Below are 11757 nucleotides of genomic sequence, written 5' to 3'. Positions count from 1 at the left end.
ATCTTTTTTACGCAATTTTGCTCCAACTACAACAGAAATGGTTGATAAACTAATCTCAGTTGCACTCGACTTAATAAATCCTCAACATTTAAGAAACTGGTTTGCTAGTTGCTGCTACTGTACCTCATAACAGCCGTAGGTGCTGTAAGGAAATTCAACATCTAGATAGTCAAATGCCTACAGATAATTGTGATGCGGTGAAACGGATTTGTATTCCCCTCAAGGATGTTAAATCCTATGCAGAATTGTATAAATACTTTCCTTCTTTTGTGGAAATGCTCATGTAGGTACGACAGAATGTTTCTTTTGATCCTGACTACTCAATCGCTCACGGTAAAGAACAATCAGTTCGGTTAGGGCTTTTTTATAGCTTGCTTATCCTTCTGGGTCAGAGAACTCACATTGACTGAAATCAGCTTTCTGCCTATTCTCTTCATAAATTCAGACAGACTTAAATTTATACTGTCGGCGATAGCATCTAATCTATCAATCCCAGTAGGAGTTAGGGCTAGGTTAACTCGTTTCTTCACTTCATCGTACAGTTCTGGTACGTCTTTTTGAGCGATACTAGCAAGATCAGTATAACTGCGATCGCAGTTATTGTTTAATTTAATTCGCAGTTATGAATTACGATCGCTTTTACCAAAAACTCCCAAAGCGATCGCCTAAATCCCAATTCTCAATTAGGTGCAATTACCTTTGATATAAATACATTGTAAGCAAATGTAAAACTAACCCTTCCTACTATTAGCTTTTCCAGAAATTTTGGCGATTATTCTTTCCAACTCCTCCATCTGGTGCTGTAGGTGTAATTGGCGATCGCTCAAATCTTGACTATCATCAACTGTCTCTGCTGGGATGGCTGTTTCTCAAGCTTTGAGTACCGTACCTAATTAAATTACTGGTGAAATTAGTGAGAATTCTTTGAGTTGCATTCAACATCGGTACACTTGGGTGACAAACCTTAGTCTACCTGTATTGGGCCATAACTGACGACAAGCTGCAAGCGTCTACGCTCCAGAGTGAACACAAAGTTTTAAATCTTGATGATGTTGGGTTACGCTTTGCTGCACCCAACCTACGCGGGTAAATGCGATCGCTTGCTGTGATGATTATGATACATGAAGTGTGTAGGGCGATCGCACCCGAAATCAACACAAAATTCCGAGTTTTGGCTTTAGGGTAAATACTTTTGTACAACAGTCCAGCCAGTCCAGGATACCCAAGCAAAGGCGGCGCAAAGAATAATATTGACAGTGATGTGTAAAGTTCTTACCCAAGGTCTGCTGGGGTTAATTTGCGTGGCGCTGACGGCAGATATTAAAACTAAAAATACTACTATTAGCCCCGCAATTAGGTGTGATGAATGTCCTAGTGAACCAAAGTGACCTAATGTGCCGATAATGCCGATCGCCAATAACAATAACACTAAGCTCACCATACTAATGCCCATTGTATAGTGCAGCGATCGCACTCCTCCACGACTCGCAGGAAACCCAGGAAAACTAGGCATAGACTGGGAATTTCTCGCTTGCCACATCAGTATCCCGGTGACAGCTAACATGATATATGCTAACAGCGATAAGCCCATCGACCAAGCGGCGATTTTCCATAGCCAGAGAAAAGAAGGTAGGTGCATAAATTTGGGGGAGTGGGGAATTGGGAACAAATGACAAATAACAAAGGATTGATGACGACCCACCATCACAATAGAAAAGGTTGCTGATATCAGCAACCTTAAATTTTTTTTGATCAAATTTTTTATCTTAATCAAGCTAATGATTAACCAGCGATTGTTAAAGGTTTTGTTGTATCTCCGCTTTTGGTATTAATTGACTGAACTATGGGTTTTTTACTTATAGGGTCGAGGGTAGATGATTCGGTATTAAAATCACTACTGCTTGGTTCTTGAAGTGCAAGGCGATCGCACGGAATGGTATCCGATAAAATGGCACTTGCCATCATCCCCGTATGAATCTCCATGTGAGCTTCTATCGGGGCTTCAAACACGAGGCGCTGCCCAGGAAACACAACCCTTTCAAAGTACCAGTTAGCGATATTAGAGATGCGAGCCACCTGGATTTTGCTCGTAGCATTAATGTAGCAGCAGAGAATTTTTCCCGATTGCTCAGGTGGTAGAGAATCTAGTATTTGAGCCATAACTGCCGAGGAGCTTTACGCCAAACATTGTATATTACACCAGCCCAGACTAACACTGCTGATCCCCAGTTGCTGTAACTCCGACTACCAACTGAAAATTTCTACGTTATTTATATCTAAAGATATGTTCAAGTTATGAAAATTTTATAAAAAAAATCTCTTTTCAAAAAATTATACATTATTAAGGAAAATTTTTAATTGTTGGCTTTGGTAACAATTTTGTCTAAGTTATTAATTAACTTTCCCTAGAGGATACAACCTGGAGATTAAGCTTGTATCTTTCTTTTCATGAGTTTGACTGAACTTTTATCCCTAAAGAGATAGTGAGGGATCATCGCTTAATGATTAAACTCAATGTTATGGTAAAGATATATGAACAATTTATTCATAAACCAATCTCCCTTGTTTGATGCCAAGCTAATTTAGGCCTTTTCACCATTCCGCACCGGAAAAATGTAAAAGCATAAATTAACTCCCAAGTCAAACTAGATTGTCATAAATAGAACTAAGCAAGCTTCGTTTCCCTCGCTTTCCCAAAAGAATGGCAAGATAAAGGTTAAAACTCTGATGATCGAAAATCGTATTCTCTACGTTCGCCTTCCTTGTAACCCCATTTTTCCCATTGGGGTGGTTTATCTTTGTGATCATGTCCACAAGCTATTCTCGAACATCGAACAGCGCATTTTCGATTTGGGGACAGTTCCCCCTTTAGACTATGCTGCGGCGTTAGATCGCTGTATCGATGAGTTTAAACCGACACTGTTAGTATTTTCTTGGCGGGATATTCAAATTTATGCCCCCGTGGGTGGACGTGGTGGCAACCCGTTGCAAAACGCTTTTGAATTTTATTACGCGAAAAATCCCCTGATTAAATTACGTGGGGCTTTGGGTGGTTTACGCATCTTCATTGCCTACTATGTAGAGTTGTGGCGTAATTTGGGATTAATCAAACGCGGTTTAAAACGCGCCCAAAAATACCATACTGATGCGCGTGCAGTGGTTGGCGGCGGTGCAGTCAGCGTATTTTATGAACAGTTGGGTAAAAGCTTACCTTCCGGCACAATTATTTCTGTGGGCGAAGGAGAAACCTTACTGGAGAAATTCTTGAGTGGGCGAGAAATTAGTGATGAACGTTGTTATGTAGTGGGGGAAGGTCAACCACGCCAGCGCCTAATTCACGAACAACCCACCCCATTACAAAAAACCGCTTGTAACTACGACTACATTGAAAGCGTCTGGCCAGAGTTTAACTATTATCTGCAAGACCAAGACTTTTATATTGGTGTGCAAACCAAGCGCGGTTGCCCGCATAACTGCTGCTATTGTGTTTATACCGTGGTGGAAGGTAAACAAGTACGTATCAATCCTGCTGATGAAGTTGTGGCAGAAATCCGACAACTATATAATCGCGGTGTGCGGAACTTTTGGTTTACCGATGCCCAATTTATCCCAGCGCGGAAATATATCAATGATGCCATTGAATTATTACAGGCGATCGTGGATTCTGGGATGACAGATATTCATTGGGCAGCATACATTAGAGCCGATAATTTAACGCCGGAATTGTGCGACTTAATGGCCAAAACCGGGATGAACTATTTTGAAATTGGCATTACCAGTGGTTCTCAAGAACTGGTACGCAAAATGCGGATGGGTTACAACCTGCGGACTGTCTTACAAAACTGTCGTGATTTAAAAGCAGCCGGGTTTAACGATTTAGTTTCTGTCAATTATTCCTTTAATGTGATTGACGAACGTCCTGAAACTATTCGCCAAACCATCGCCTACCACCGCGAACTAGAACGCATCTTTGGTGCAGATAAAGTCGAACCCGCAATTTTCTTTATCGGACTACAACCCCACACCCATTTAGAAGAATACGCCTTTAAAGAAGGCATCCTCAAACCAGGGTACAATCCTATGAGCTTGATGCCGTGGACAGCGAAAAAACTGCTGTGGAACCCAGAACCCCTCGGTTCGTTCTTTGGTGAAGTCTGCTTACAAGCTTGGCGACAAAATCCCAATGACTTCGGAAGGGAAGTGATGAAGATTTTAGAAGCAAGGCTGGGTTGTGCGGAATTAGAAACAGCACTTTCCGCACCAATTGAGCCAAAAGAAAAACAATTAGCAGGCATATCATAGAAGACACGTCATATCATGTCCGGCTAATCAGTGGTGATTCGACAAATTTGTGCAGAAACGACAAAACCCTCTCCCTTGCATCCCTACCTCCTGCGGCCTTCATGATAAGTCTTTAACAGGAGACGATATTAATCAAGGGATGGGGTATAAAACAACCTTCCCTATTCCCTACTCCCCACTCCCTACTCCCCACCGCCTATGTTAGAAGGTTCGATTTTACAAAAGCTGGAAAACGCCCATCGCCATAGCACTAGACCAATTAGATTTGGGGTGTATTATAAAAACACTTTAGTTGCTTTGTGTCATGCTCTCGAAGACCACGTTTTAGCTGATCAGGGTCAACCCTTGGTAATTACCGCTTTCCAACGTGGTAAATGGTATTTGCAAGAAGCCGAAAGATATGCAGACATAGCTAAATGTAGTCGGGAAATAGTGATTATGGCATCCCCCGATGCTGGCTTTGCGGAACATCCTACCAGCAAATTACCGAATGTAGACTTGGTAGCATTAGATTCATCTGATCCGGTGGCGCAGGAATGGCATTTAATTATTCTGTCGCCTGAATACACGGCAATGGTACTTTGTCAAGAGTTATCTGAGGCTGATTATGGTGCAGGTGGGCTACCAGATTCTGATTTAGAACGGAAATTCTACGGGTTGTGGACTTTTGAACCGGAGTTAGTGAAGGAAACCGCAGAATTAGCGATCGCGCATATTCAACAATACAACCCAGAACTAGCCGCCAAACTTATTACCCATAAAGAAACAATCCAGCCTCGTTTAGCTGCACCAGAAGACTTAAGTACAGTTGTCTCTCGCGTAGTTGATTACCTGCAAACTGGGCAAGAAAGCTTATCTATTCCGACAGCACCGCGTCAACAAGCGTTAGATCGCAACTTAGTTTCTAACGAAATTCAAGCATTTTTGCGGATGGCGCAGTTAATAGATATTGCCGATATCAACAACCCAATGGCAGCAGCAGAAGTTGTCGCCCTGTCCGAAGCAATGGGACAATTGTTAGAACTACCAGCTTGGCAAATCAAAAGATTGCGCTTGGCAGGTTTGTTACATCGCATAGATCCGCTACAAAAAGCTGAAAGCGTACTGACTCCCGGAACATCCAACCGTTACCCAGAAGAACAAGCCCCCAGTTGTCCTTTAACCTGTCCTTTAGTACCAGGCGTACAGGTATTGCGAACCATGTCTAGACTGAGGGCTGTGGCTCAAATTATCACCCACCAAACCGAGTGGTGGAATGGTACAGGCGAACCCGCAGGTTTAGCTGGCGATGAAATTCCCCTAGAATCGAGAATTTTGGCATTAGTCGCCGAGTTTCAATGGCGAGTCAATCAAATTAAATCCTCTCATCAAAGTCGGGAAGAAATATTTGCTCAAGCTTTAGACCAATGCCGACAGCAACAATCAACCCGCTTTGACCCTAAACTAATAGATGCCCTAACTTTGTTAGTCATGGGTTTGCAACAAGGACTTGACTTACCCGTGATGACAACCAAAGCCAGCAACGGTATGTGGTTACTAGATACTCGCTGGGATAGTCATAGCAAGAGTAATGAGGAGATTGGTAGTTACCCCAAATGAACATTGAAGCTATTAAGTCAGGAACCCTCAAACAACTGTCAGGGGTAAATTTAGAAGATGAAGAGCTTGATCAACTTGATTTAAGCCGGATTAATTTTGCAGGCGCTACCCTGGTTGGTACTAATTTTCGGGGTTCCAAGCTGGAAGGTGGACATTTAGAAGGAGCCAATTTAATGGGGGCGAACCTGCAAGAAACTGACTTGCGGGCGAACTTGATGGGCGCAAACTTGATGCAAGCCGACTTAACCAGTGCTGACTTGCGTGGTAGCAATTTACGCGGCGCGAACTTGATGGGCGCAACCTTGAGTGATGTATCATTAGCGGGTGCTTTTTTGAGTGGCGCGAATCTAATGAACGTCAACCTACAAGGCGTTGACTTACGCAGTGCTGACTTGCGTGGTGCTAACTTGAGTGGCGCAAATCTCAAAGGCGCAGACTTAAGCCGTGCTGACTTGCAAGGAACATTGTTAAGTGAGGCAAATCTGGAAGAAGCTGATTTGCGGGGGGCAAATTTAGCGGGGGCAAATCTTACAGGTGCTAACTTGTTATGTGCAGAGCTAGAGGGGGCAAATTTAAGCGGAATTAAGTTAGATAAAGCTTGTTTGGTGGGGACAATTGCTGAATATGGGTTGTAAGGATTTATAGAAGAATTTCAGTCTCACGCATAGACGCAAACTGTTGTTTCTAGCTAATGGATTGCGTCATTGCTTCCATCCAAATCATCAAGAGCGATCGCTATATCATCAAATACAATTCCACAGAGATTTGACATACTTTTATCACAACATCGGCGAGGAAAGAGACTTTTTTACTCATAACTTGAGCTATTGATTGGGGGATATTTGCTGTACTACTTGTTGGACTTGTGTAATATCTAAGTCTAACGCCTGTGCTATTTGTTCCACAGTCAAACCCAATGCCAAAAACTTAGGTACAGCTTCTAGTTTACCTTCTAGTCTGCCTTCTAGTTTGCCTTCTTCTCTAGCTTCCTGATAAACCCGCGTTTGTTTCAACTCACTTAAACCAAACATTGCTTCTATCTCCTTTTGACTCATTGTCGGAAATTTATAAACTAAAATTGTCTCTATTAATTCTAGTAATTGTTTTTGTGGTAGTTGTAAATTAACGGCTTGCTGGGTGCGGTTAATTAATTCCCTGGCGCTACTAATGGCTATATCTTCCGTTTCAACGATTAATTTTATCGTAGCAATGCCTATGGGTAATGATGTCGTTTCCCCTAGTTCATCTAGGTAAATTATCCTGAGACGTTGACTCTGGAAGAATTCTAAGGAATTTTCTCTGTCTGCTGTATCTATATCTCTACTCGGATAAATCACTACTCCCCGCCAAGGATTTGGACATTTGTTTTGGCGTAAGTATAAGTAGATTTCTGACACTAGGCGGGAGTAAATCTCTACATCTGATTGAAATTGGACTTCTACAAAATAAATTGGACTTTTTTTATCTTCGGTGGGAAGAAATACGCCGTCAATTCTAAATGCTGTTTGTTTGATTTCTACGGAAGCAAATTGATATGAATTGGCAATTTCGGGAGGGTTGCCTATTAGTTCAAAGAAGATACTAGGAAATTCTTGAAAGAGGCGATAAAATATACTGTCTGTTTTCACACCAAGGTTTGAGCAGATTTTTGACTACTGTGATTTTACTATTATGATGTTTGGTTCATAACGGCAAATTTCATTTCTGGGTGATGTTTTGCATCTCAGCTATTGATTAAGAGATGTTTGCTGTGCGACTTGTTGGACTTGTGTTACATCTAAGTCTAACGCCTGTGCTATTTGTTCCACAGTTAAACCCAGTGCTAAAAACTTAGGTACAACTTCTATTTTGCCTTCTTCTCTCGCTTCCTGATAAACCCGCGTTTGCTTCAATTTTAAATACAAATATTATTTCTGAATTACTGATTATCTGCGCGATCGCTCTAGTACCTATCCATTGCTAAGTAATAATCAGATTTAACCGCTATAATTTTAGTGAGTTTTAGGGAAACCAGCCATGTTAGAGTACAGTCTGCCGAGGTACTTGCCAAGCGCCGAAGAACTACCCGACTCTGATGAAACGCCTGTGGATAATGAACTGCAAGAATTAATACCAGGCTTGCTGAAAGCAATATTGCTGATACTTTGGGCGGAACGCATGGACTGGTTCTTTGGTATAGATATGGGTATTTATTATCACCCCGATGAACCACCGATTGTACCAGATGGATTTTTAAGCTTAGGGGTAGAACGTTTCTATGATGAGGAATTGCGTCCTAGTTATGCGTTGTGGGAAGAAAAAGTTGTACCGAGTTTAGTGCTAGAAGTGGTATCTCAAACTTACCGGAAAGAATATACAACTAAATTAGATGAATATGCAAATTTAGGCGTACTTTATTACGTAATTTATTCTTCTCGCCGTCGCCGCAAACCGCGTTTAGAAGTGCATAAATTAGTGAAGGGCAAGTATGAATTGCAAGCAGGAAATCCGGTTTGGCTACCAGAAATTGGCTTAGGAATAGGATGCGATCGCGGGAATTATTCTGGTGTCACTAGAGAATGGCTTTATTGGTATGATCAGTCAGGAAAACGCTATCCTACACCGTACGAGAAGATTCAACAAACTGAACAACGCGCTCAACAGATGGCAGACAGGTTGCGATTGCTTGGCATAGACCCAGATAATCTTGATTAATCGCTTGCTAGTGCATTTCCATCGCTCAAAGAGTCCAGTAAGAAAAGAATCATCAGGATTCATAGTGCTGTGTTGTTGGTAGATATTACTTATTTTTTGGGTTTTCAGCTAAATACTCAAAACAAGGTTTATCTTATCAAAGGTGCGATCGCTTCCCTCTCCTGCTCATCCATACCGCCAAAACACTCATCAAAAATAACCCCATCAACCCCATCAAAGGATTTTGATATACTCCCGTAACCCAATCAGGTACTACACCCGTATATTTAATTAATCCACCAACATTAATAATGTAGTAACCGCCAACTAAACCACCATGCAAACCAATTGGTAAACCTAAACGCCCTCTACGCCAACGCTTTGCCCATACCTGCGTTAATCCCAAAACTACTAAAGCTGGGAACTGTGGCAGAGTTTGAATAATTGCCTCTAATGGTTTAATAAAATGCAAGGTAGCAAAGACAACAGCATCCGTCCATAATGCTACACGCTGGTTGTAGTCGCGTTCTAATTCATCCAGTAACCAGCCGCGAAATAATAACTCCTCGGCAAAACCCACAGCCAAGCCGACAATTACACCTTCTATAACTATTTTTAATAAGAAAACTTTCGGTTGTTGCCATACCAGCCAACCTAAAAGACTTTCTATGCCAAAAAGTAGCCAAATATTAGTAAAACCTATAGCCAAACCACGCAGCAAATCTATTCTGTTGGGTGGCGTGGTGTCCAAGCCATAATGCTGCAATATCTGAGGTTGCTGGTAAACGTATTTACCCCATAGTTTCAACAGCACAATAAATTCTACATACAGTAAAACCATTGTTAAAATACTTACTAAGTTAGCATCACGCACTAGTAAGTAAATTGGGGCAGCAAAAGGCAACCATAGCAGCAACAGCATTAAAATAAAACAACCCAGCCGAATAGGGGCAGGGCGTTGAGCTAAACGGGTAAGGTTGTTTTTCATACCAAGTAGTTAAAGTACCAAGCGATTACAAATCGCAGCTATACAAACAAAGTCCGCCTGCGCGGACTAATAAAAAAATTTAGAGTTTTTAACCCACGCAGGCAGTCACTGAGCGACTGGTGAGCGAAGTCGAACCATGTCGAAGTGTGGGTTTTGTCTGTGTAGCCGCGACTTCCAGTCGCCAAGGCTACTCAAACTACTCATCCGGTTCAATACTGCTGGATAAACCGTGATTTTTCAATGTTTCACAGTAAAATTCAGCATGTTCTAGGGCGCAGGTAATGACTAAAGCTAACCCATTTGTATGTGCTTCCATCATGATGCTCACAGCTTGGGGCTGAGTGAGACCCGGTATTGTTGTTAATAATACCTGCACCACGTACTCCATCGAGTTGTAGTCGTCGTTATGGAGCAGAACGCGATACCGAGGGGCGAGCTTGCGGGATGTGGAACTCTTCTCAATGGTTTCGACTGACACGGTTCTTTGCTCTTGTTTCGATGATTTACTACAACGGAATGCCTATTGGCGATCGCTTAACAGCTTAACAGTTATTCACTTATTTTATAACATTAAATTCCAAACTCTCGCTGATCCAAGGGTTTGTTTTTGAGATAGTCTCCACACCGTTAGCCTCTGTGTCGCTGAGATGATGTTACCTTTGGGGCGACTAGGTGAGTAGTATTTGGTAATTTAGACATCGCGCTCACTAAATCCTCATGAAAAGTGCGATCGCTCATAGCAGGGTGCGCTACTATCGATTTAGTCAGTTGTTGGATCAGAAGTAATTGTGGCTACACTGCTCAACATCAACGAAGCCTTACTACAAGAGGCGTTGGCACTTGACGACCAAGTGAGCATTGATTCTCTGGTGGAAACAGCACTGCGCGAATATATTCAACGTCGCAAGCGGCTCAAAGTGTTAGAACTCTTTGGTACTATTGATTATGATGCAGGCTACGGCTATAAACACCAACGTCAGCAAACATGAGTGTAATTGTTGATACCTCTGTTTGGTCACTGGCTCTGCATCGAAGAACGCCACCTGATTCTTCAAGAGCGATGGCGCAGAGCGCCCGCCTTCGGCGATCGCAATATTGCAGAATTTAATCACTGATGACCAAGTTGCAATGCTGGGCGCAATTCGGCAAGAAATTCTTTCTGGAATCCGCAATTTTGAACAGTTTACCTGTCTGCAAGATTACCTGCAAGCTTTAAGAGATTTAGAACTCATAGCTGAAGACTACGAACTCGCCGCAGAGTTTTTCAATACTTGTCGCAGCAATGGTATCCAGGGTTCAAATACTGATTTTTTGATTTGTGCAGTTGCTCACCGTCGAAGCTACAGCATCCTGACTTTGGTGCAAATCGCAAGTAGCCAATATGCTCTACAGTAAGAAAAATTGCTACTATAGAGCAAAAAGAACGTATTATTATGCCTAACGTCGAAAAAATCAGTGTAGCTCTGACCCCAGAAATGGCAGCTTTGGTTCGTAATGCTGTAGAGTCAGGCGAATATGCTAGTAGCAGTGAGGTAATTCGTGAAGCACTGCGCGAGTGGAAGCAAAAACGTTTACATCAATTGCAAAATGTTGAAAAGCCGATAGCTCAACCACAATTAGATTTAACAGCAGAAGAGAAATTAGCTAAATTAAATAAACTATTTGGGGCTTGGAAAAATCAACCAGACTTAACAGAAATATTTGCAGAAATTGACCAGCAACGTCATGCCTATCAAGGTAGAAGCCTAGACTCAATTGATCATCAGGATAACGGCTAATGTATCTGTTAGACACTAACATTTGCATTGCATTGCTCAAAGCAGATACCCAAGCCGTGAGTAAATTTAATCTCTACTTTAGTCAATGTTATCTATCCACAATTATAGTTGCAGAACTTTATAAAGGTGTTTATTATTCTCAAAAATTAACCAAAAATCAAGAAACTTTGCAGCAGTTTCTGGAATTATTAATAATAGAACCGTTCGACATAGACGCAGCTTGTGAATTTGGTAAAATTCAAAGCGAACTCAAAACAATGGGGAAGCCTACAGGCGAATTAGATGCTTTGATTGCGGCTGTTGCTCGTTCTCGTGATGATATTCTTGTAACTAATAACATCAAAGATTTTATTAATATTCCTAATTTACAGTTAGAAAACTGGTTAGAAAATTAGAAATAAATTAATAATAACTTTA

General features: G+C 41.7%; 16 protein-coding genes. 10 read left to right on the top strand and 6 right to left on the bottom strand.

What is annotated here, in order from left to right; genetic code table 11:
- The first annotated feature begins 101 nt into the window (after positions 1-101).
- Positions 102-287 carry an O-methyltransferase gene (locus H6G79_RS15930; protein WP_190592508.1) on the top strand — a complete coding sequence of 62 codons (186 nt, stop codon included), beginning with the start codon at positions 102-104 and terminating at the stop codon, positions 285-287.
- An 890-nt stretch (positions 288-1177) separates the two neighbouring features.
- Here the strand turns inward: H6G79_RS15930 and H6G79_RS15925 are convergent.
- The gene (locus H6G79_RS15925; protein WP_190592430.1) at positions 1178-1639 is read right to left on the bottom strand and encodes a DUF4079 domain-containing protein; all 462 of its coding nucleotides are present in this window, start codon (positions 1637-1639) and stop codon (positions 1178-1180) included.
- 143 nt (positions 1640-1782) lie between these two features.
- Complete coding sequence (locus H6G79_RS15920; RefSeq protein ID WP_190592431.1) at positions 1783-2160, bottom strand: DUF1830 domain-containing protein; 378 nt, start codon at positions 2158-2160, stop codon at positions 1783-1785.
- A 567-nt stretch (positions 2161-2727) separates the two neighbouring features.
- Between H6G79_RS15920 and H6G79_RS15915 the strand changes: the two genes are divergently transcribed.
- The 3 genes from H6G79_RS15915 (at position 2728) to H6G79_RS15905 (ending at position 6536) form a co-directional block, all read left to right on the top strand.
- Positions 2728-4302: a photosystem II high light acclimation radical SAM protein gene (locus H6G79_RS15915; RefSeq protein WP_190592432.1), complete on the top strand. Its 1575-nt coding sequence runs from the start codon at positions 2728-2730 to the stop codon at positions 4300-4302.
- Between the two features lie 198 nt (positions 4303-4500).
- Positions 4501-5901 (top strand): DICT sensory domain-containing protein, encoded by a 1401-nt coding sequence (locus tag H6G79_RS15910; RefSeq protein WP_190592433.1) that lies wholly within the window; start codon positions 4501-4503, stop codon positions 5899-5901.
- Positions 5898-6536, top strand: coding sequence for a pentapeptide repeat-containing protein (locus tag H6G79_RS15905; protein ID WP_190592434.1), 639 nt, complete (start codon positions 5898-5900; stop codon positions 6534-6536). The genes H6G79_RS15910 and H6G79_RS15905 overlap by 4 nt, the downstream gene beginning before the upstream one ends.
- A 189-nt stretch (positions 6537-6725) precedes the next feature.
- Here the strand turns inward: H6G79_RS15905 and H6G79_RS15900 are convergent, their stop codons facing one another.
- A complete protein-coding gene (locus H6G79_RS15900; RefSeq protein ID WP_190592435.1) occupies positions 6726-7529 on the bottom strand; it encodes an Rpn family recombination-promoting nuclease/putative transposase in 804 nt (267 codons plus the stop codon).
- 99 nt (positions 7530-7628) lie between these two features.
- Positions 7629-7793, bottom strand: a complete 165-nt coding sequence (locus tag H6G79_RS15895) for a hypothetical protein (RefSeq protein WP_190592509.1) — start codon at positions 7791-7793, stop codon at positions 7629-7631.
- A 124-nt stretch (positions 7794-7917) separates the two neighbouring features.
- Here H6G79_RS15895 and H6G79_RS15890 point away from each other — a divergent pair, with 124 nt between their 5' ends.
- On the top strand, positions 7918-8595 hold the full coding sequence (locus H6G79_RS15890) for a Uma2 family endonuclease (RefSeq protein ID WP_190592436.1): 678 nt from the start codon (positions 7918-7920) through the stop codon (positions 8593-8595).
- Between the two features lie 136 nt (positions 8596-8731).
- On the opposite strand, the gene H6G79_RS15885 is transcribed toward H6G79_RS15890, so the two are convergent.
- Both H6G79_RS15885 and clpS read right to left on the bottom strand, forming a co-directional pair.
- Entirely contained in the window at positions 8732-9562 is an 831-nt protein-coding gene (locus H6G79_RS15885; protein ID WP_190592437.1) for a CPBP family intramembrane glutamic endopeptidase, read from the bottom strand.
- 196 nt (positions 9563-9758) lie between these two features.
- Entirely contained in the window at positions 9759-10040 is a 282-nt protein-coding gene (clpS, locus tag H6G79_RS15880; protein WP_190592438.1) for an ATP-dependent Clp protease adapter ClpS, read from the bottom strand.
- 310 nt (positions 10041-10350) lie between these two features.
- On the opposite strand from clpS, the gene H6G79_RS15875 reads away from it, so the two are divergent.
- From H6G79_RS15875 to H6G79_RS15860, 5 genes are read left to right on the top strand one after another with little or no spacing between them, the layout of a single operon-like run.
- Entirely contained in the window at positions 10351-10551 is a 201-nt protein-coding gene (locus tag H6G79_RS15875; protein WP_190592439.1) for a type II toxin-antitoxin system VapB family antitoxin, read from the top strand.
- Entirely contained in the window at positions 10548-10670 is a 123-nt protein-coding gene (locus H6G79_RS37335; protein ID WP_277877252.1) for a hypothetical protein, read from the top strand. The genes H6G79_RS15875 and H6G79_RS37335 overlap by 4 nt, the downstream gene beginning before the upstream one ends.
- The gene (locus H6G79_RS15870; protein WP_242048394.1) at positions 10658-10957 is read left to right on the top strand and encodes a hypothetical protein; all 300 of its coding nucleotides are present in this window, start codon (positions 10658-10660) and stop codon (positions 10955-10957) included. The genes H6G79_RS37335 and H6G79_RS15870 overlap by 13 nt, the downstream gene beginning before the upstream one ends.
- 38 nt (positions 10958-10995) lie before the next feature.
- Entirely contained in the window at positions 10996-11340 is a 345-nt protein-coding gene (locus H6G79_RS36780) for a type II toxin-antitoxin system ParD family antitoxin (protein ID WP_190592440.1), read from the top strand.
- Positions 11340-11735, top strand: a complete 396-nt coding sequence (locus tag H6G79_RS15860) for a type II toxin-antitoxin system VapC family toxin (protein WP_190592441.1) — start codon at positions 11340-11342, stop codon at positions 11733-11735. Before H6G79_RS36780 ends, H6G79_RS15860 begins: the two co-directional genes overlap by 1 nt.
- Positions 11736-11757 lie beyond the last annotated feature (22 nt).

This window comes from Anabaena sp. FACHB-83 (assembly GCF_014697485.1).
In the GTDB taxonomy this organism is placed as follows: Bacteria; Cyanobacteriota; Cyanobacteriia; order Cyanobacteriales; family Nostocaceae; genus Nostoc_B.
Note: the sequence above shows the minus strand (reverse complement) of the source record. Positions and strands in the feature narration are given on the sequence as shown.